Here is a 20,077-nt window from a genome sequence, read left to right as displayed (position 1 = left end):
CTGCTTTCGTTAGCAATGGCCGGCGGATTGCGAATCGACGGTTGGCTCAGCTCTCTCGGAAAGCGCGGCTGACCTGATCCATCAGCGGCTTGACGAAATAAGAAGCAACGCTTCGTTCGCCGGTCGTAATGAACGTCTCCACCGGCATGCCCGGCATCAGCGAGACATTGCCAAGCCGCTGGATCTCTGCCGGCGTGATCGCGATGCGCGCGATGTAGAAGCTCGCACCCGTCCGCTGATCGACCGACACGTCGGCGGACACCCGCTCGACGGCGCCGACAATCTCCGGCGTCGTCTTCTGGCTGAAGGCGGAGAAACGTAGGATCGCCTTCTGTCCGGAATAGATCTGGTCGATGTCCTGCGGCGCGACCTTGGCCTCCACGACGAGTTTGTCGATATCCGGCACGATCATCATGATCGGCTCGCCCGGAGCGACCACGCCACCGACCGTATGGACGGCGAGTTGGTGCACGATGCCGTTCTGTGGCGCGACGATATCGACGCGCTTCAGCTGGTCTTCGGCTGCAACCTTGCGCTCGACATATTCGCCGATGCGGGCATCCATTTCGCGCAGGTCGGTTCCGACTTCCTCGGCCCATTGCTCGTCGACCTGAATGATCTGAAGCGATGTCTCGGCGATCTTTTCGTGCACGCCGGCGACGCCGGCCAGCAGCCTGCCCATCTCGCCATCGATATCGGTTGCCTGGCGCTCGAGTGCGCTGAGGCGGCTTTTCTCCATCAGCCCCTTGTCATGCAGGAAGGTGTAGCGGCCAAGCTCCTCCTTGATCAGGATCCGCTCGCGGCTACTGGCGGTGCGCTCGGCATCCATGCCGCGGATCTCGTCGTTCAGCTGCTCCACCCGCCGCTCCAGTTGCCGCTTCTTGCTCTCGCGCACATCCCTGCGGCTTTCGTAAAGGCGTTGCTCGGCATGCATCATTGCAGCCACATCAGGATCCTCGGCCCGCGAAAGGAGCGTTTGCGGGAAGACGACCCGCTCGGAACGGTCGCGCTCGCTCTCCAGCCGCGCCTTGCGGGCGGCGAACTGGTCCAGGCTCTTGAGAATGATCGCCAGATTGGCCTTCGTCATCGTCGCGTCGATGCGCATGACGACATCCCCCGCCTTCACGTGGTCGCCGTCGCGCACCATGAGTTCGCTGACCACGCCACCCACGGGGTGCTGCACCTTCTTCAGGCTGCTTTCGACAACCACGGATCCTTGAGCGATCACCGCCCCGACGATTTCCGTACTGATCGCCCAACCGCCGAAGAGCCCGACCAGCGTCGCAAATCCGAGCACGCCGACGATCAGGTGGGTGCGGATCGAACGTCTGAGTGTCTGCCAATCATCCATGTTCATGCCTTTGCTGCTTCTGCTGATTGCACCACCTTGAGCGCACCCGGATTGGCGGTTGTCTGCCTTAGAACCTTCGAGAGAACTTCGTCCTTCGGGCCGAAAGCCTGCTGGCGGCCCGCGGCAAGCATCAGCACCTTGTCGACCGCAAGCAGCGCGCTGGGGCGGTGGGCAATGACGATGACGATGCCGCCGCGTTCACGGATCCCGAGGATCGCCGACGTCAGAGCTTCCTCTCCTTCGGAATCGAGGTTTGAATTCGGCTCGTCGAGGATGACGACGAAGGGATCCCGGTAAAGGGCCCTTGCAAGCGCGATGCGTTGCTTCTGGCCGGCGGAAAGCGGCCGGCCATTTTCCCCGACTTCGGTGGAATAGCCTTCCGGCAGGCTGACGATCAGATCGTGAACCCTTGCTGCGCGGGCAGCGGCGATGATGTCGTCGGACCCAGCGTCGGGGTCGAAGGAGGCAATGTTCTCGGCGATGGTGCCGTCGAGCAACTCGATCGATTGCGGCATGTAGCCGATATGGCGGGCAAGCGCTGCGGCCGGCCATTGGTCCGGCGTGGCGCCATCGAGCCGGATCGCGCCGCGCGCCGGGTGCCAGATGCCCACGAGCAGACGTGCAAGCGAGCTCTTGCCTGAGCCGCTCGCACCGATGACGCCGAGCCCCGCGCCAGCCTCCAGTGTGAAGGTGACATCCTGCAAGACGACGTCTGTCGTTTCCGGCGGAAGAGCGCTGACGCGTTCGACAGACAGTGCACGGCTCGGTGCCGGCAAATCCATGCGATCAGGCGCATCGGGCAAAAGCGCCAGCGTCTTTTGCAGGCGTCGGCGGCTTTGGCGGGCACCGATGAAGCCCTTCCAGTTGGCGATCGCCAGATCGACTGGCGCCAGTGCCCGGGCGGACAGGATCGAGCCAGCGATGATAATGCCGGGCGTTGCCTGCTCGTTAATCACGAGCCAGGCGCCGACCGCAAGGATGCCGGACTGCAGCATCATGCGCAGCACCTTGCTCAACACGCCGAACCCCGAGGAAACATCGCTTGCGCGGCGCTGCTCACGCGTAAACGCGCGGTTCTCATCCTGCCAGCGGCGCCTCAGATGCGGGCCCATGCCCATCACCGTGATCACATCGGCATTGCGGCGGCCGCTCTCGGCCATGCGATTGCGCTTGGAAGAATGGCGCGCAGCCTCCTCGACCGGCCGCTGCGAAACGAGTTCCGTCAACAGGGTAATCGCCGCCAGAATGACAGCGCCTGCGAGTGCCGTGACACCCAGCCAGAAATGGAAGGCAAAGCAGATGGCGATATAGAACGGAAGCCAGGGGAGATCGAAGAGCGCGGTCGGCCCGCTGCCCGAGAGAAAGGCCCTGATGGTATCGAGATCGCGCAACGGCTGGGCGTAGCGACCGCTGATCGGCACCTGCAACTGCAGACCGACGATCGCATCGTAGATCCTTGGTGAAAGCGCCTGGTCGAGCCGATCGGCTATGCGCACCAATAATCGGCCACGCAGCGCGTCGAACAGGCCCTGAAACGCGTATAGCACGACAACGATGGCGAGAAGCGCAACAAGCGTCGGCAGGCTTCTGCTCGGAAGCACCCGGTCGTAGACCTCCATCATGAAGAGCGATCCGGTGAGGTAGAGCACGTTGACGACGGCACTCATCAGGCCAATGCCGACGAAGGCACTCGCACAGCCCGCAAACACACCCTTGAACTGGCTGGAATTTCTGTTGGAAGAACTGTCGCGCATGGTCCCTGATCCGTTGAGATCGCGGCGGTAGCAGGCAGGCAACACAAGGCGATGACATGCCTGAAGTGATTGAAGCCTACGCCGCGCGAAAAAGGGGCGCACCGGATGGCGCGCCCCTCGCTTTGGTTAGGCGAAGCGGAAGTCGTCGATGACGAAGTTTTCCGTTTTCACACCGTTGAAGGTGATGGACGACCCATCGTCGAACGCGATCTGTGCACCGGCGTCACCATCGGTGAAGGCACCGGAGGACAGAAGCGCCTGGTAGTCGGCGAACATGTCCTTCGAAAGCACGACCACGTCGTCGCCCTGTGCACCCGCCTGGAAGTCCAGGACCACGTCGCGACCGTCGCCGGAGGCGAAGACGAAGGTGTCGGCACCCGCACCGCCGGTCAGCACGTCATTGCCCGTGCCGCCGTTCAGCGTGTCATTGCCGGTACCACCGTTGAGCTGGTCATTGCCGGCACTGCCGCTCAGCGCGTCATTGCCAGCGCCGCCCATAAGCACGTCGTTGCCAGCACCACCCTCGACCACATCGTTGCCGTCTCCGGCGACAACGCGGTCATTGCCTGCCCCGGCATCGACCATGTCGTTGCCATCGCCCGCCAGCACCGTGTCGTTGCCGTTGCCGGCCTCGATCATGTCCTTGCGGTCAGTGGCAACCAGCGTGTCGTTGCCGTCGGTGCCTTCGACGACGTTGTACTCGGTGTAGCCGTCGATCTTGATCGAGGCGGTGCCGGTCGATTCCCCACCCTGGGCGTCACGCACGGTGTAGGTGACGGTGACCATGGCGTTCTGCTCGTCTTCCAGAGCCATAAAGGCAGAAGACGGATCGGCGACGAGCTTGCCATCGACGATCGAGAAGGCTGTAGCAGCCTGAGCATTCGTCAGTGTCAGACCGGTCACCGCCGTGACCGCAAAACCGACGAGCGTCAGCCGGTCGCCTTCGATATCGGTATCGTTGGCAACGAGGTCGAAGGTGGCGGTCTCGTTCTCGGCAACGCCGCCGGTATCGGCAACAGCCACCGGTGCATCATTGACCGGCTTGATCGTCACACTGACGGTGCTCTCGCTGCTGCCACCCTTGCCGTCGGACACAACGACGATGAAGCTGTCCGATCCGTTGACATTGGCATTCGGATCGTAGGTCCAGGCGCCGGTTCTGCCATCGAGTGCGACGCTGCCATTGGCGGGCCCAGCGCCCGTCTTGACGGCATAGCTCAGCGTATCGCCATCGATATCGGTTGCCGTGATCGTGCCGCTGATCGACGTATCCTCGTTCGTCTCAATGGTCAGCGACGATGCAACAGGCGCGTCGTTGACCGGCTTGACGACGAAGGTGGCGCCGGCTTCGCTCGAGCCGCCGCGACCGTCGGAGATCTGATAGTGGAAGGAGGCTTCGCCATTGAAGTTCGCGGCAGGCGTGAAGCGAATGCCACCCTCCTCGACGGTGGCGGTACCACCGACGACCGAAGTGACGCCCGTCACCTTCAACTGATCGAGATCGGCATCGCTGTCGTTGGCGAGCAGGCTCGCAAACGGGATGACGAAGGATGGCGCATCCTCATCGATCGGGGCAAGCGTGTCGCTGGCGGCAACCGGACCACGGTTGACGAGGCTGTTGGCGATCGACGCGCGGTTCATGACCGTGCCATCGGCGAAGGTAACGAGTTCGACACCGCCGCCTGCCAGTTGGCCGTTGAGGGTCAGTTTTTCGCCATTGGTGAATTCGACCTCGACGGCTTCACCGTATTTATGCAGGACGGCTTCGCCGCGGGCGATGTCGTGCAGGACGAGAACGTCGCTATCAGCAGATGCAGCGGCCGTTTCGACGATTTCGTCGGAGCCTTCGCCACGTCCGTAGACGTAAGTATCAGAACCGTCACCGCCGATCAGCACGTCGTTGCCGGCACCACCTTCGATCAGGTCGTCGCCGAGACCGCCGGCAATAATGTCGGCACCCTCGCCGCCCATCAGCACATCGTTGCCCTTGCCGCCGACAAGCCCGTCACGTCCGGCACCACCCATCAGCGTATCGTCGCCGTCGCCGCCATCGACGCGATCGTCGCCGCCGTTGCCAATGAGGGTGTCGTTGCCACCAAGACCGTAAATCGTCTCGCCGGCTTCACCGCCGACCAGCATGTCACGGGTATTGGTGCCGTTGATCACCTGGCCGCCTTCAAGGCCCGATTTCAGATCGACAACCGTGAGATCGTCGAAGGATAATCCGGCATTGCCCCAGGAATAGAGGCCGAAGGTACCGGCGTCGAGACCACGGTCGCCGACCGGATAGGCAAAGAGGGCCTCATCGTTGAGGAAGGCGGTGATCTTGTCGCCGACGACTTCGACGCGCAGCTTCATTGCCTGACCCGGCTCGTACTTGCCGGGAACCTGGGCAAGAATTTCCTCGACCCCGTTCTTCATGCGCACGAGGTTGAAGATGCTGCCGGCGCCATTGCCGGGGCTGCGGTCGAGGATGCCATCGGCATCGAGTTCGAGCTTGTAATAGTTCTTGTTGTCCTTGTAGCGGAACAGGAAGCCGAGGCCGTCCTTGTCAGGCGTCTGGATCGTTGCCTCAACCGCATAGTCGGTCCAAGCAAGTGCTACCGGATCCTTGAACAAGGCATAGGTGCCGAGACGAAGGACGTTGACGCCGTCGCCAAGCGGGCTCCAACCACGCTTCCACAGATCCGCGGCAGTTGCCCCGCTCCAAGTCAGTTCGCGGCTAGCAAGCCCCGTCGTCTGCACCAGCTTTCCGTCGGCAAGCAGCCATTCGGATGCCTTTCCAACAGGTCCGATGCCGCCAAGCTCGCCCTCATCGACGATGTTGAAGCGCGACAGGGACTGCGGCGACGAGAAGTCTTCGGCAACGAGTATCTTGGTGCGGTCGACAACGGTGATATCGACACGATCGGTCGAGACCGAACCGTCCACAGCCGTCACCTTGAGCAGCAGTTTGTTGACGCCGGTGTCGAGATTGACGTTGGCGGTCTTGCCATTGGCAATGACGTTGCCGGCGAGGTCCGTCCAGACGTAGTCGAGCAACTGCTTCGGACCAAACGAGCCGGAGGCGTCGAGCTTGACGGAAGCCTTGCCGTCGCCGTCGATGTCGTAGGTCCGCTGGTCGATGCCGGCCTTTGCCGTTGTGTCCGCCTTGGTGACGACGATATCATCGAAGACAGAAGCGCGCTGGCCGCTTGAATAAAGGCCGACGGTACCGCCGCTAAGCGGCGCATTGGCGTCAGTGACCGGTCCGGCAAAGACATTCTTGTCGCCGAGGAAGATGTTGATCGCGCCGCCGGTGACAGCCACGGTCAACGGGATTTCCATATTGTAGGGCGAACCTTCGTTCACCGATGCCAATATGGTCTCGACGCCGTTGGCCACCTTGACCAGTTGGCGACGGTTGGTCTCGCCATCGAGCGTGAAGCGGTAGTGATTGTTGGCGTCCTTGTAGTAGAAGAGAACGCCGATCGCGTCGTTGTCGAGCTGGGTCAACGACGCTTCGAATACGTAGTCCGTCCAGGTAGACGAGCCCTCACCGACGAAGACCAGCTTGTTGCGGGCGGCATCGCTTTGGTCGAAGAGCGCGGCCTCAGGTGCTGCAAGGCCGGCTGCTCCGGTCGGACGCGAGAAGACCGTTCCCTTCAACAGGAAGTTTCCGGTATTGCCGTTGGCCGCACCGATATCGGTTGCCCAGCCGTTGGCATTGCCGTCGTTGAAGGTTTCGACCAACAGAGTGCGATCGCCACGGACAATTACGTCAACGGTGTCGCTGGTCTTGATGCCGTTGAAATCGGTGGTGGTCAGCGTCAGCTTGTGCTTGCCAAGCTCGAGCTCGGCCTTAGCGTCCTTGCCTTCAGCCACCACGTCGCCGTTCTCGTTGGTCCAGACCCAGCTCTTGACGCTTGCCGGCAGCAGCGACTTGGCACCGGAAAGCGCGACATTGGCGGACGAGGCACCCGCAGAAGCGTCAGCGATGATGTCGTCACCGGCTTCAGCCATGGCGCGTGCATTGCCGCCGCTGACGTCAATGTTCTCGAACACTTCCTGGTGGCCACGATAGTAGCCGGTCAGGCCGTCGCGATCGAGTTCCGGCTTGGTGCGGAAGCCGTCTAGGTAGTCGTCGAACCCGGTGAAGTAGGTCTCGGTGGAAATGCGGTTGTTGTCGGGATCGATGGTGATCAGGCGGATGGCGCCGTTGCCGCCATTGTTGCCTTTCGCTTCGTTGCCGTTGCCGGTGATCTCGCGCGACACACCATTCTGGTAGTTGACCAGGAACTGGAAGACCGGCTCGCCGTACTGATTGTAGGTGATGTCGGTTTCAGCGCCATCGCCGAAGATGTGACCGGAGAAGGTCATGACGATGTTCGGATAGCGGGCGAGCAGTTCGCGCGAAACATATTCGCCGTCGTTGGCGCCGCGCTGGTCGGTGCGCATGCCGTAGTCGTAGCCTGCACCTTCGTCGTAGAGCGGCAGGGCCAGATTGTCCTGGCGGCCGGCATAGCTCGTCAGCGAGTGGGTGGCGAGCATGACGCGATAATCGGGATGGGCCTCGATGACGTCGCCTGCCCAACGGATCACGTCGTCGCGCGGACCGAACTCGAGCGAGATCGACAGCCACTTGGTGCCATCGGGGGCCGTGAACGTGCTGTAGGTGTTGCGGGCGCTCATCAGCTCCTGATCGTAGGCGCCGCCAAAGGTGCCCGGGCTGGTTTCTGCCTGCTTGTCCGGCGAGAAACGCTGGTCGAGATAGATCGACGAGTGGTCGGCAGCACTGCCGCCATTGGCCTGGTCATGGTTGCCCGGAAGCAGGGCGTAGGGGATCTTGCCGTCGAGCTTGCGAAGGGCAGCTTCGGCGATGTCCCACTGGCCGGACAGGTTGTTCTGGGTGATGTCGCCGACATGGGTCATGAAGACGATGTTGTGGCTCTGGCGATTGTCCAGCAGCCACTGCGTCATGTCGCCGAAGAAGTGCTTGATGCCATCGTTGGACGTGTAGTCCTGCGTATCCGGGAAGACGGCGATCGTATAGGCATTCGCACCGGCGACGCGGACGCGGAAATCATCGCTGACCGCATGGCCGGCGGCGTCGGTTGCCGTCACGCGGACGTCGGAGTGACCGAACGCTGCGAAGTCCAGCACCAGCTTGTTGCCATTGGTGAGGACGGCATTCAGCACCTCGCCCTTGCTGTTCTGGACGGTGAAGGTCAGGTTTTCACCGGAGAAATGCTGCGACAGGTCGATCGTCACATCGGCCGCATCCGGCGTGACCATCATGTCCTTGATGGCGGTGGTCTTGACGACGGAGCCCGGGTTCGGCGTCGTGTCCTGGCCGACGGCCGGAATGCCGGCCGTTGCCGGCGTCGTCGTCGACACGGTGGTGCCTTGGCCGCTCAAGGAACCCTGGCCGAAGGCCGGCGTGGTCGAGCCTTCGCCGAAACGGAACTCGGTGCCGTTGGACGACAGCGCATCAGTCTTCAGCGCATCCGGAACGATGCCCTCCGGCTTGGCATTGCCGAGCGCCGACAGTTCCGTACCGGTCAGAACCTTTTCGATGAAGAGGAAGTTGCTGAGATAGCCGGAAGACGTCTCGCCGTCTTCGTCGGCGAAGATCAGGAAGCCCTTGGCCTTGTCGATGGTGAAGCGGGCGGCAAGCGTGCCGGTCATCTTCTGTTCGGCGACGAACTCGCCGTTGATGTATTTCTTCATCGAGACGCCGCCGCTGGCGTCCTTGTCGATCGTCAGGCCAATTCGGTTCCAGGCATCGAGCTTGGCCGCGCCGCGATAGTCGCTGTTGATGCCGAGGCCGAAGCTCTCGCCGCCAACCTTGCCGAAGATATCGCCATCAGACGTGTTGGTGACGTCCGTCTGCAGGAACGGGATCCAGCCGCTGGAGCCAGCCGATGGGAAGTAGACGTCATAGACTAGACTGTAGGACGAAGCATTGCCGGTGCCGCCCGGCGACACGAGAATGCCCTGCTGGGCCTGCACACGCGGGATATTCAGGAGCCAATCGGACGAAGATTGGATCGGAGTCGCTAGCGAATTGGGGGAGGAAGTCATGTCGGCTTTCTCTCTAAAGGTGAACGGGATCGGCTCTTGGCCGTGCGTCACCGTTATCCGCCACCCTTACCGCGCAGATGACAGTTGCTTAACAAAACGTAAAGCGGCCATAGCGTTTTCCGATGGCTGCCATCGGTTTCGCCCACCTCTTAGTGGACCGATCGGTGCGGTCACCGCCGGTGTCATGTGCCTGTCAGCTTTTGCGACAATGATACGCGCGCGGATCCAACAGGCCATGCCCGCAGGCAACAGAACCGGAAGCAATGTCGATCACTCAATTGAAAGCGTTTCACATCGTCGCCCAGTCCGGCGGCTTCTCCCAGGCCGCCCGAGACATGGCGATCAGCCAGTCCACCCTATCGCAGCACGTGCGGGAACTGGAGGCATTATGCGGGCAGAACCTGCTTGATCGAAAGGCGCGCGGCGTCAGCCTCAGCGCCCATGGCGAGCGCCTGTTCGAAATCACCTCGCGCCTGTTTCAAGCAGAGAAGGAAGCCAACGCCTTCCTGCGCGGCGAGGCAGGCACAACTGGCGGTCATCTGCGTGTTGCCGCCGACGGCCCCATCCTGGCGCTACCGATCCTCTCGCGGTTGAAGATCGATCGACCAAAACTGACATTCTCCCTAGCCGTCGATAATTCCGCCCGTGTGATCGACCAGATCATCGACTATCGCGCCGATGTCGCAATCACCGCGCAGATCCCCGACGACCCGCGCCTCCATGGCGTCCGTTTTCTGAGCATGCGCCTCGGCCTCTGCGTGCCGGCATCCCATCCGCTGGCATCGCGCGACGGCGTCACCATGAAAGAACTCGAAGGTCTCTCCTTCGTCATGCGCGAGCGCGGCTCGCGCACCCGCGAGATCTTCGAGAAGAATCTCGCCGACCACTCCATCTCGATCCATCAGATCGTCGAGATTTCCTCGCGCGAGGGCGTGCGCGAGGCAATCGCCAATGGCGTCGGCTGTGGCGTCGTCGCCGATCTCGAATTCGGCCATGACAACAGGCTCTCGTTCGTGCCGATCGACGACGCGAGAGAGATCATCGACGAGTACGCGATCTGCCTGGCGGAGCGCCGTCATCTGCCGCTGATCCGCGGCTTCCTCGATGAGGCGAGCCGCCTGTTGCCCGAAGTGGGCGACACGTTCAGAACGTCATTGCCTTTGCAGAAAGCGACAACAAAAACAATAATTTCTGCGTCGTTCCTAACACAATAGATTATAGCTTCAGTTCGTTGACGTAACGGCAGCCTCAGAGCTTGGCCGTCGCGCCGAAGCCCGTGAGGAAAGACGTCAGATTGTCGGACAGCGCATCGCAGAGATAGCCGCCCTCCTGAACGATGGCCGTCGGCAAGCCCAAACCGGCGATCGCCGCGCCGATCCTTGCGAAGCCTGATGTCGAGACCGACAAGCCACCGAAGGGATCGCCCTCGAACGCATCGAGCCCGAGCGCCACGACAAGCGCGTCCGGCGCGTAGGCGCGGATCCGGCGGAAGGCGACGTCGATGGCTGCGAGGAAATCGGCGTCGCCGGACTTGCGCTCGAGCGGCAGATTGAGGTTGTAGCCAAGGCCCGGCCCCTCGCCGCGTTCGTCCGCATGTCCCCAGAAAAAGGGATAGAAGCGCACCGGATCCGCATGGATCGAGACCGTCAGCACATCGGAGCGCTGATAGAAGATGCCCTGCGTGCCGTTGCCGTGATGCAGATCGATATCGAGGATCACGACGCGCGCCGCGTTCGACAGAAAACGCTGCGCCGCAACGGCGGAGTTGTTGAGGAAGCAGAAACCGCCAGCAACGTCTGCAAAGGCATGATGACCGGGTGGGCGGCAGAGCGCATAGGCGGCGGGATCCCCAGCCAGCACCGCATCTGCCGCATCGACCGCGCTCCAGGCGCTCCAGCGCACGCTCTCCCAGGTTTCGCCGGAGATCGGGCATGCGGTGTCTGCCATGTGATATCCGGCCTGCCCTACTGCGGAAGCCGGGTATCGGCCATCGCGGGCCAGCGGGTGGATGTTCGGTATCACCTCGTCCGAGGCTTCGGCGATGCGCTGCCAGCGCGCGTAGATATGCTCGAGAAAGTCGAGATATTCGGGCGTGTGCACGGCGGCAATCGGGGCGAGCCCGTGGTCGCGCGGCCGATCGACGGAGCATCCGGCGTCACGGGCGCCGATCAGGAGCCTTTCAACCCGTTCGGGCTGCTCCGGGTTCGGCTGCGGCGCCCCGCTCGAAAGGAAAGCCTTCGGGTCGTGTCGCTTCTGTTCCTGTGCGTAGAAGGCTTTCATGCTCTCTCCCGTTCCTGCATCGTCAAGCTTTCAGTCCCTCGGTGAGAGCCACAAAGGCCTCGCCATAGGCGGCATGAGCGCGGTCTTTCGTCTGCCAGGTAATGCCAAGCCGCTGGTAAAGGCGCTGCGCCGGCTCGTTCTCCACATCGACTTCCAGCCGCAGGTAGTCCCCGCCCCGCGCCCTCGACCACGAGGCCACTTCGCGCAGCAGGCGCTCGCCGATACCGAGGCCGCGGAAGCGATCGCCGACATACAGATCCTGCACGAAGACGCCGGGCCGGCCGCGCCAGGTCGAGAAGATCGGAAAGAACAGGCAAAGGCCGGCAAATTCTCCCTCAACCTCAGCAATCAGACTGCCGAAGCCGGCATCGGGGCCGAAACCGAAACGACGGTAGTCATCGACCGTGCAGGTGACCTTGCCGGCCATATCGAGCCCGCGGCCCATAGCCTGGATCGCGCCGTGCATCGCCCCGGCGTCCTCAACCTCACCGGGGCGAATGCGGATGCCCGCGATCTTTCTTTGCGTTGTCGTCACTTCCGTCCCCTTTGCTGCCGATGAGCCGATGGCATCGATGACGCGCCTGTTACCAGCGGCGTCAGAATGCCACCTGATCTCCGCCTTTGAGGCCGAGAAGATCACGTGCTTCCTTAGGGGTGGCAACCTCCAGCGACAAGGCGTCGAGAACGGTGCGGATGCGCAGAACCTGTTCGGCATTGCTGGTCGCAAGTTGCCCGCGGCCATTGTAAAGGCTGTCCTCCAGCCCCACCCGCACATTGCCGCCCATCGCAGCCGCCATAGTGATCATCGGCATCTGGTGCCGGCCGGCGGCCAGCACCGAGAACGAATAGTCGTCACCGAAAAGCTTGTCGGCGATGCGCTTCATATGCGTCAGGTTCTCCGGATCGGCGCCGATGCCGCCGAGAATGCCAAAGACGAACTGAATGAACAGATGACCGGAGACCAGACCGCGGTCGCGGAAATGCGCCAGCGAATAGAGATGGCCGACATCGTAACATTCGAATTCGAACCGTGTGCCGCATCCCTGACCGAGTCGGGTGAGGATGAACTCCATGTCGGCAAAGGTGTTCTTGAAGATCGAACTGCGCGTCGCCTCCAGCAGCTCCGGCTCCCACTCGTGTTTCCACGCCACTGGCTTGTCGAGCGCCGGAAACAGGGCGAAGTTCATGGACCCCATGTTCAGCGAGCACATTTCCGGCTCGGCCCGCAAGGACGCCGCCAGGCGGTCCTCCAGCGCCATCAGCGACGAGCCGCCGGTCGATATGTTGACGATGGCGTCGGTCGACTGCTTGATCCGCGGCAGGAACTGCATGAACAGCGAGGGGTCGGCGGAAGGCCGGCCGTCTACGGGATTTCGCGCATGCAGGTGCAGGATCGAGGCGCCGGCCTCCGCCGCAGCGATTGCTTCCGAAGCGATCTGGTCCGGCGTGATCGGCAAATGGGGCGACATGGTCGGCGTGTGCACCGAGCCCGTCACCGCACAGGTGATGATGACCTTCCTGCGCGACGTCTTGGTTTTCGTCATGATGTCGATCTCAACGGTTGACGGGAAGAGTGAGCTCAGCGGCAAGCTGCTCGAGGACATCGCCGAGGATGGCGACGATCTCGCCGATCTGCTCTCTGGTGATGATCATCGGCGGGCAGACCAGAAAATGATCGCCTTCGACGCCGCCGCGTGTCCGCCGCGAATAGATGATCAGTCCACGCTCATAGGCGAGATCAACGACCCGCTGATGTGCGTTCAATTCCTTCGGCAAGGGCTTCATCGTCTCAGGATCAGAAACGAACTCGGCGGCAAGCAACAGACCCTTGCCGCGCACATCGCCAATAAACGGGAACCGTTCGGAAAGCGCGACCAGTTCGGCCTTGAGCGCACCACCCATGACAGCTGCATTGTCGATCAGGCCCAGGCGATCGATCTCGTCGAGCACCGCAAGGCCGGCAGCGCAGGCGAGCGGATTGCCGGCATAGGTGAAACCATGCTGGAAACCACCGGCGTCGAGCACCGGCTGCACCAGCCTCGATGGTGCTGCCATGGCGCCCAGCGGGCAATAACCTGAGGCAAAGCCTTTCGACAGCGCGATCAGGTCCGGCTTGCAATCCCAATGGTCGCCGCCAAGGAATTTTCCGGTACGACCGGCTCCGCTCATGACCTCGTCATGGATCAAGAGGATACCGTACTTGTCGCAGATTTCGCGGATGCGCTTGTAATAGCTGTCGGGTGCGACCAGGGCGCCGGTCGAGGCGCCGCCGATCGGCTCCATGATGAAGGCAAGCACGCTATCAGGGCCTTCGGACTGGATCCTGTCCTCCAGCATGTCGGCATATTTGATGCCGCGTTGCTCCATCGAGAGATTGTCGCGGTCGAGATAGGCTGTTGGAGCCGGCACTTTCGGCATTTCCCGCATCATCGGCGAGAACGGATCGGAGAGCGCCGCATAACCGGTGACCGCCAGAGCGCCGAGCGTGCCGCCGTGGTAGGACGGAAACCGCGAAATCACCTTCCAACGGTCCTTCTGGCCGGTCGCAACCGCCCATTGGCGGGCGAGCTTCAGGCAGGATTCGACCGCTTCGGACCCGCCGGAGACGAAGAAGATCTTGTCCATGCCTTCGGGCAGCTTTTCGGCGGCGCGGCGGGCCAATTCTTCCGCCGGTTCGTTTTCGAAGTGGAGACGATAGGCAAACGTCACGCGATCCATCTGCCGCTTCATCGCCTCGAGCACGTTGCGATTGCCGTGGCCGATATTGACCACCATCGCACCGCTCGAACCGTCGATCACCCGGCGGCCATCCTGATCCCAGAGATAGATGCCCTCGGCCCGGTCGACCAGCGGCCGGCGAAGACGCGACTGGTAGAACAGGTGTGAAGCGGGCCGTTCGTTGGAAGCTGTCGTCTTGAGCATGTCGGGTCTCTGTCAGCGTTTGAGGTAACGGTTAAGAACATTGGCGGTGACGCGTTCGACCATCGCGTCGCCGCGCATCAGGGCGGCAACCCATTCGCAGCTGCCGGCGTGGAACACCTCGCCCTTGCCGCGTGGGAAATTGACGATCATGCCACAGCCGCGCTTGACGCGATCGACTGCCGCCTCTCCGGTATCGCCGATCAGTGTTTCCGCCACGAACTTAGCGTCCGCGTCGGAGAGGAACTGATCGTCGGCGGGTATATCGGCGCTCTCTTCCTTCAGCGATGACATGCCGAGCGCCAGGATTTCCAGACCATCCGGGGCGCCGCTGTCTTGCGTCGGCTCCGGCAGACCGCCGCGGATGATGTAGTCGAGGCCGTCGACCTCATAACCGAAGGCATGACCTTCGGCGCCGAGGATGTCGCCATAGTAGATACCGGTTCCGGCAAATGCCCAATGCTCCGGACGATAGACCGGAAACCCGCGGGCGCCGCGCGGGGCACAACCGCCCCAGCCGACATAGAGCCCGCGCGTGGCATTGAGCCCGAAGGTCGAAGCGCCGGGGCGGCCGATCTCTGCCGCCTCCCAGGAGCCGGACGTGCGCGTCTGATCGGCGGAACGGTAGGCCGGGTCCTCGGCACGCGAGCGATATTTGTAGCATACCTGCCGCTTGCCGCCGTCCTCCAGCCGCGTCTGCCACATGAAATTGCCGGCAAAGCGGGCGGCGTGGCCGCCCCGCTCGACATAGGTGTCGACCGCGTCGCGCATCTCCCAGGTCCAATACTCGTCGTGACCAACGAAGACGACGCAATCGTAGCCGTCGAGAATTTCCGGATTGAAATGCAATTCATGCTGGCTGGCGAGATCGACAGCATAACCTTCGCGCTCGGCCCAGCGGAAGAAATGACTGTCATAGCTTGCCCAGCCGGACGAGGCATATTTCTTGGAATAGCCGTTGGCATAGGCCCATTCCATGTGCGGGTAGCGTGGCGCCACTGCCATCGGAGAATAGATCTCCAGCGGCACCCGAGGCGCATCGATTGGGAGCTGGACGAAGCCGCGGCAGAACGGCCGCTCAATGCTGACAGTCGTTGCATATTGGTCGCGATTGGGGCCGGTGATGCCCTGATAATGGTTCGATCCACCCCAGGTGTTGTAAGACGTCCAGGATCCTGTCGCCGCCACCTGCAGTACGCGGCCCGGCTTGCGGCCGGCCTCGGGGCGCACGATAAACAGATGGTGACAGCGAATGGGCGAACGGTCGCGGCCCTCAGCCGTCAAGGTGACGCGATAGGCACCGGACGACCAGTCCGCGCCCACCTGGAATTCAAGCGTCGTCTCCCAGCCGCAGCCGACCACCGAGCATTGGTCCGGCGTATCCTGCCAGCGGGCGGCAATGCCGCTTCGCTTCATGACCGGTGTTTCGACGGCGCCGTCGCGTACGATCTCCAGTTCGAACAGGGCTGCGGTCGAACTCACCTGAAGCCGGACCGTTGCACCGGGCGGGTAGGCATAGGCGTCGGTGTAGCACCAGATTTCGCCGCGCTCGCCATCCATTCCGGGGTATTCGAAGTAGTGGCCGAGCACCGCTTCGCGGCGCTGCTCAGGTGTCAGGCCGAAATCGGGGAATTGGTTGCTGGTCATCTTCATCGCATCCATCACGCCGCCAGATATTTCTTGAGGAAAGCCCGCGTGCGCTCCTGTTTCGGTTCGCGGAAAATCTCGGCTGGCGCACCCTGCTCGACGACGACACCGCCATCCATGAACAGCACGCGGTCGGCGACCTCGCCGGCAAAGCGCATCTCATGCGTGACGATCAGCATCGTCATGTGCTCGGCGGCGAGCTGCTTCATCACCGCATTGACCTCGTCGACGAGTTCGGGGTCGAGCGCCGAGGTCGCCTCGTCGAAAAGCATGACCTTCGGCTGCATCGCGAGCGCCCGGGCGATGGCGACACGTTGCTTCTGACCGCCTGACAGTCGCGAGGGATAGGCGTCGACCTTCTCCGCCAGCCCGACCTTCGACAGAAGCTCGACCGCCAGCTCGCGTGCAGCCGCCTTCGCCATGCCCTTCAGGATAATCGGTCCCATCGTGACGTTTTCGATCACCGTCAGGTGCGGGAAGAGATTGAAGTGCTGGAACACCATGCCCATCTGCTGGCGCACCGCGTTGATGTGGCGCTCGAAGGCCTGGCCGCGCAGGCTCTGGTTGACCTGGACGCCGTCGAGCCACACCTCGCCGCCGTTCAGCGTTTCGAGATGATTGATCGAGCGCAGCAGCGTGCTCTTGCCGGAGCCGCTCGGGCCGATGATCGCAACGATCTGCCCCCGGGCAACCGACAAGTCTATGCCCTTCAGGACTTGAAGCTCGCCATAGGCCTTGCGAGCACTCTTGACTTCGACCATGGGTCGCTGGGCGGTCATCGTGATACCTCCACGTTCTGTTCGACCCGGCGCAGACCCGCTTCGAGCACGAGGTTTAGGATGTAATAGAGTGCGGCGACCGTGATGTAGAATTCGAACGGCCGGAAGGTTTCGCTGATCGCCAGCTGCGCAGCATGAACCAGCTCGGCAATGCCGATGATCGACACCAGCGAGGACTCCTTCAACAGCACGATCAGGTTGTTGCCCATGGCCGGAATGGTGTTGCGCACGGCCTGCGGCACGACGAAGTAGCGCAGCGTCTGAAAGCGGTCGAAACCGAGGCTGCGCGCGCCTTCCGTCTGCCCGACATCCACTGCCACGATACCGGCGCGCAGAATGTCGGCGTTATAGACGGCAAAGTGCAGGCCGAGACCGATGATGCCGGCGACAAGTGCCGGGATCTTGAACCCCAGTTGCCCCAGCCCGTAGTAGATCAGGAACAGTTGTAACAGCAGCGGTGTGCCCATGAAGAGCCACATGAAGGCGCGCACCGGCAAGGCCACCGCCTTGGGCGCATAGAGAACAACCAGGGCAAAAACGACGCCGAAGATGAAGCTGATGGCCGCTGCGGAGACAGTAAGGACGACAGTCCACCAGACCCCCATCCAGAGAATATCCGCATAGGGCGGGACGACGCTGAAATCGAGACCTTGCATGCGCGCCTCCCCTTCAGGCTATGGCGTAGCGTCGGTCAAGCAGATCGACGATCCGCGCGACGACATAGACGATGAGCATGTAGAGCACGGCGGCAACGCCGAAGATCTCGAACGGCTTGTAGGTCGAGCCGATATAGCGCTGGGCCGTGTAGGTGAGTTCGACCACGGATATCGTCGATACCAGCGCCGATCCCTTCACCAGAGCCACGGCGTTGACGCCGAGCGGGCGGATCATCAACCGTGCGGCCTGCGGCAGCACCACCTTGCGCATCGTCTGGAACCGGCTGAAGCCGATCGAGCGGGCAGCTTCGGTCTGGCCGCGGTCGACCGACTGGATCGCACCACGAATGGCTTCGGCCATATAGGCGCCGATATTGAGCCCAAGCCCGATCACGCCGGCGGCGAACGGCTCGAGATTGATGCCGATCTGCGGGCCGCCGAAATAGAGGACGAAAAGCTGGATCAGGCAGGGCGTGCCGCGAAACAGACTGACATAGGCAGAACCAAAGACGCGCAAAGGCCAAGAGCGCGACATCTTTGCCGCCGCCACGAGAAAGGCGACGACGAGCCCGAGCGCCAGCGAAAGCGCCGATATCTCGATCGTGATCCACGCCGCTTCCACGAAGAACGGGAAGACGCGCTGCACCAGCGAAAAGTCCATTGGAAAACTCCGGGGGGAGAACGCGACAATCTCCGGCCGCTGCCGTCAAAGGGCGGCCGGAGACGGGTAGAAGCCAGCGATCAGCGGATGTCGCTACCGACCCATTCCATCGAAATCTTCTCGTAGGAACCGTCTGTCAACATATCCTCGAGCGCCTTCTGCATTGCAGCCTTCAGCTCCGGATTGTTCTTGCGGATGGCGATACCGATGGCGACGCTGCCACCTTCGATGTCAGGCGTTTCCAGACGGCGAACCTTCTCACCGGTTTCTTTGACGGCCACCATGACCGGAATGTTGTCGACGACGATCGCATCAACCCGGCCGCTCTTCAGTTCCATCATCAGCTCGGGCAGCCCCTTGTAGGTGCGCACGTCCCAGCCGCCCTGTTCGCGGGCCCATTTCTCATGGGTTTCCCCGAGCGTGACGCCGAGCGTCTTGCCCTTGAGTTCGTCGAGCTTCTGAACGGCGGAGGCTTCGGCGACGAACACCGCGCGGCCGGCGTGATAATACGGACCGACGAAATCGACGACCTTCTCACGCTCGGGCGTGATCGTCATGGATCCGACGACGGTATCGTATTTGTTGGCGAGCAGGCCTGCGATGATGCCGTCCCAAGCCGTCGTCACCAGAGTGCCCTTGACGCCGACGCGCTCTGCAATCGCCTGGCCGATCGAGGCATCGAAGCCGACAACCTGGTTCTGTTCATTGACGAAGTTGAAGGGCGGATACTGCCCGCTCATCGCGATCTTCAGTTCACCCGCAGACTTCACCGCTTCGAGGTCGTCAGCGCGCACCGAAACGGCGGAGAAGGTTGCGGCAATGGTGAGCGTAGCGGCCAAAAGGCCGGAGAAAATGGTCTTCATGAAATGTTCCTTGCTCCTCTGGATGAATGCGCCTTCTCGTGCGCTTGGGACGGGCATCGAGGCGCCTTCCGAATTTCATGATTGCCTTTGCATCAGCATTGCGCAAATAGATAATGGGAATAGAAGGCATAGATTTCAGGAATGGTCACACCTCGATCCGAACGGCTCGTCTGGGAGCTCGATTGGAACCTTCTGCGCACCTTCGTGGTGATCGCCGAGGTCAAAAGCATCACGCGCGCCGCGGAACGGCTGAACCTGAAACAGCCGAGCGTCAGCAACGCGTTGAAGCGGCTGGAGGACCGTGTCGGGCGTCGGCTCGTCGAACGGGATGCGACGCGTTTCGACCTGACGGAAGTCGGCCAACTTCTCTACGAGCAGGCGGTCGAAGTCTTCGGGACCATATCCCAGCTGCCGCAATTGGTGCGCGGGGTCAGCGACGACGTGACCGGGCATGTGACGATCGCCGTCGCCAGCCATGTGGTGTCACCGATCTTCGACCGGGCGCTGATGGAATTTCATCGCAACTATCCGCGCGCGACACTGAACATCTCGGTGGCCGCAAGCGGCGAAGTCACCCGTCAGGTGCGGGAGAAACGGGCATCGTTCGGCCTCTGCCTTGTCAGCGTCCGCGACCCGGCGCTCGACTACCTCTTGGTCTTTCGCGAGTTCTTCGGCTTCTTCTGCGGTCCGCACCATCGGCTGTTCGGCAGGGAAGGATTGAAACTTGCTGACCTCAAGGGGGAGACCTCGGTGTCGTTCCACACCGACCATATCGCTGATGCATTGCGGCCCGTTGCGCTTCTGCGTAGCGAGGCCAAGCTCAATGCCAACGTCGTTGGCGTTTCTTCAAGCCTTGAAGAAGTTCGCCGGATGATTGTCGCCGGCCTCGGCGTCGGTCCCTTGCCGCTGCATGTGGCACGCCGCGACGTGGCCGATGGTGTGTTGTGGCGGCTGCCACCCTATGAAGCACCGCCGGCGATCGACATCTTCCTGCTGACGAACCCCGACAAGGCCTTGAACCGTGCAGAAAAGGCATTGCTTGCCGGGCTGCAGATGTTGATCGCCGAAACCCCTGTCGAAGAGCGGATCTATACGGACTGACGA

Annotated in this window: 14 protein-coding genes; 2 read left to right on the top strand and 12 right to left on the bottom strand. The window is 62.1% G+C overall.

Annotation, left to right across the window (positions count from 1 at the left end; genetic code table 11):
* Window positions 1–46 precede the first annotated feature (46 nt).
* The 3 genes from ASD03_RS17410 to ASD03_RS41130 all read right to left on the bottom strand — a co-directional run bounded on the left by ASD03_RS17410 (window position 47) and on the right by ASD03_RS41130 (window position 9,168).
* Window positions 47–1,351: an HlyD family type I secretion periplasmic adaptor subunit gene (locus ASD03_RS17410; protein WP_057214504.1), complete on the bottom strand. Its 1,305-nt coding sequence runs from the start codon at window positions 1,349–1,351 to the stop codon at window positions 47–49.
* Between the two features lie 2 nt (window positions 1,352–1,353).
* Window positions 1,354–3,105, bottom strand: a complete 1,752-nt coding sequence (locus ASD03_RS17405) for a type I secretion system permease/ATPase (RefSeq protein ID WP_057214454.1) — start codon at window positions 3,103–3,105, stop codon at window positions 1,354–1,356.
* A gap of 126 nt (window positions 3,106–3,231) precedes the next feature.
* Window positions 3,232–9,168 (bottom strand): Ig-like domain-containing protein, encoded by a 5,937-nt coding sequence (locus tag ASD03_RS41130; protein ID WP_057214501.1) that lies wholly within the window; start codon window positions 9,166–9,168, stop codon window positions 3,232–3,234.
* A 263-nt stretch (window positions 9,169–9,431) separates the two neighbouring features.
* On the opposite strand from ASD03_RS41130, the gene ASD03_RS17395 reads away from it, so the two are divergent.
* Window positions 9,432–10,382 (top strand): LysR substrate-binding domain-containing protein, encoded by a 951-nt coding sequence (locus tag ASD03_RS17395; protein ID WP_082555511.1) that lies wholly within the window; start codon window positions 9,432–9,434, stop codon window positions 10,380–10,382.
* A 34-nt stretch (window positions 10,383–10,416) separates the two neighbouring features.
* Here ASD03_RS17395 and ASD03_RS17390 read toward each other — a convergent pair whose 3' ends face one another.
* From ASD03_RS17390 to ASD03_RS17350, 9 genes are all read right to left on the bottom strand, one after another.
* Window positions 10,417–11,448, bottom strand: coding sequence for a histone deacetylase family protein (locus ASD03_RS17390; RefSeq protein ID WP_057214452.1), 1,032 nt, complete (start codon window positions 11,446–11,448; stop codon window positions 10,417–10,419).
* A gap of 22 nt (window positions 11,449–11,470) precedes the next feature.
* Window positions 11,471–11,983: a GNAT family N-acetyltransferase gene (locus ASD03_RS17385; protein WP_057214498.1), complete on the bottom strand. Its 513-nt coding sequence runs from the start codon at window positions 11,981–11,983 to the stop codon at window positions 11,471–11,473.
* A gap of 61 nt (window positions 11,984–12,044) precedes the next feature.
* Window positions 12,045–12,992, bottom strand: coding sequence for a 3-keto-5-aminohexanoate cleavage protein (locus ASD03_RS17380; protein WP_057214450.1), 948 nt, complete (start codon window positions 12,990–12,992; stop codon window positions 12,045–12,047).
* Window positions 12,993–13,002: 10 nt separating this feature from the next.
* Entirely contained in the window at window positions 13,003–14,370 is a 1,368-nt protein-coding gene (locus ASD03_RS17375; protein ID WP_057206390.1) for an aspartate aminotransferase family protein, read from the bottom strand.
* Window positions 14,371–14,382: 12 nt separating this feature from the next.
* Window positions 14,383–16,020, bottom strand: a complete 1,638-nt coding sequence (locus ASD03_RS17370; RefSeq protein WP_057206451.1) for a N,N-dimethylformamidase beta subunit family domain-containing protein — start codon at window positions 16,018–16,020, stop codon at window positions 14,383–14,385.
* Window positions 16,021–16,028: 8 nt separating this feature from the next.
* Complete coding sequence (locus ASD03_RS17365) at window positions 16,029–16,793, bottom strand: amino acid ABC transporter ATP-binding protein (RefSeq protein WP_057214447.1); 765 nt, start codon at window positions 16,791–16,793, stop codon at window positions 16,029–16,031.
* Entirely contained in the window at window positions 16,790–17,449 is a 660-nt protein-coding gene (locus tag ASD03_RS17360; RefSeq protein WP_057214443.1) for an amino acid ABC transporter permease, read from the bottom strand. The genes ASD03_RS17365 and ASD03_RS17360 overlap by 4 nt, the downstream gene beginning before the upstream one ends.
* Window positions 17,450–17,462: 13 nt before the next feature.
* Window positions 17,463–18,110, bottom strand: a complete 648-nt coding sequence (locus tag ASD03_RS17355; RefSeq protein ID WP_057206385.1) for an amino acid ABC transporter permease — start codon at window positions 18,108–18,110, stop codon at window positions 17,463–17,465.
* An 80-nt stretch (window positions 18,111–18,190) separates the two neighbouring features.
* A complete protein-coding gene (locus ASD03_RS17350; RefSeq protein ID WP_057206382.1) occupies window positions 18,191–18,973 on the bottom strand; it encodes an ABC transporter substrate-binding protein in 783 nt (260 codons plus the stop codon).
* A 141-nt stretch (window positions 18,974–19,114) separates the two neighbouring features.
* Here ASD03_RS17350 and ASD03_RS17345 point away from each other — a divergent pair, with 141 nt between their 5' ends.
* A complete protein-coding gene (locus ASD03_RS17345; RefSeq protein ID WP_057214440.1) occupies window positions 19,115–20,074 on the top strand; it encodes a LysR family transcriptional regulator in 960 nt (319 codons plus the stop codon).
* Window positions 20,075–20,077: the final 3 nt, after the last annotated feature.

Origin of the sequence: Ensifer sp. Root127, assembly GCF_001425225.1 — a bacterium.
Classification (GTDB): Bacteria; Pseudomonadota; Alphaproteobacteria; order Rhizobiales; family Rhizobiaceae; genus Ensifer; species Ensifer canadensis.
The sequence above is the reverse complement of the archived record's forward strand: the minus strand, read 5'-3'. Positions and strand labels throughout refer to the sequence as shown.

Coding starts and splice junctions, on each gene's coding strand:
- ASD03_RS17410 (WP_057214504.1), bottom strand. CDS start 1,351: ATGGATGATTGGCAGACACTCAGACGTTCGATCCGCACCCACCTGATC.
- ASD03_RS17405 (WP_057214454.1), bottom strand. CDS start 3,105: ATGCGCGACAGTTCTTCCAACAGAAATTCCAGCCAGTTCAAGGGTGTG.
- ASD03_RS41130 (WP_057214501.1), bottom strand. CDS start 9,168: ATGACTTCCTCCCCCAATTCGCTAGCGACTCCGATCCAATCTTCGTCC.
- ASD03_RS17395 (WP_082555511.1), top strand. CDS start 9,432: ATGTCGATCACTCAATTGAAAGCGTTTCACATCGTCGCCCAGTCCGGC.
- ASD03_RS17390 (WP_057214452.1), bottom strand. CDS start 11,448: ATGAAAGCCTTCTACGCACAGGAACAGAAGCGACACGACCCGAAGGCT.
- ASD03_RS17380 (WP_057214450.1), bottom strand. CDS start 12,992: ATGACGAAAACCAAGACGTCGCGCAGGAAGGTCATCATCACCTGTGCG.
- ASD03_RS17375 (WP_057206390.1), bottom strand. CDS start 14,370: ATGCTCAAGACGACAGCTTCCAACGAACGGCCCGCTTCACACCTGTTC.
- ASD03_RS17370 (WP_057206451.1), bottom strand. CDS start 16,020: ATGAAGATGACCAGCAACCAATTCCCCGATTTCGGCCTGACACCTGAG.
- ASD03_RS17365 (WP_057214447.1), bottom strand. CDS start 16,793: ATGACCGCCCAGCGACCCATGGTCGAAGTCAAGAGTGCTCGCAAGGCC.
- ASD03_RS17360 (WP_057214443.1), bottom strand. CDS start 17,449: ATGCAAGGTCTCGATTTCAGCGTCGTCCCGCCCTATGCGGATATTCTC.
- ASD03_RS17355 (WP_057206385.1), bottom strand. CDS start 18,110: ATGGACTTTTCGCTGGTGCAGCGCGTCTTCCCGTTCTTCGTGGAAGCG.
- ASD03_RS17350 (WP_057206382.1), bottom strand. CDS start 18,973: ATGAAGACCATTTTCTCCGGCCTTTTGGCCGCTACGCTCACCATTGCC.
- ASD03_RS17345 (WP_057214440.1), top strand. CDS start 19,115: ATGGTCACACCTCGATCCGAACGGCTCGTCTGGGAGCTCGATTGGAAC.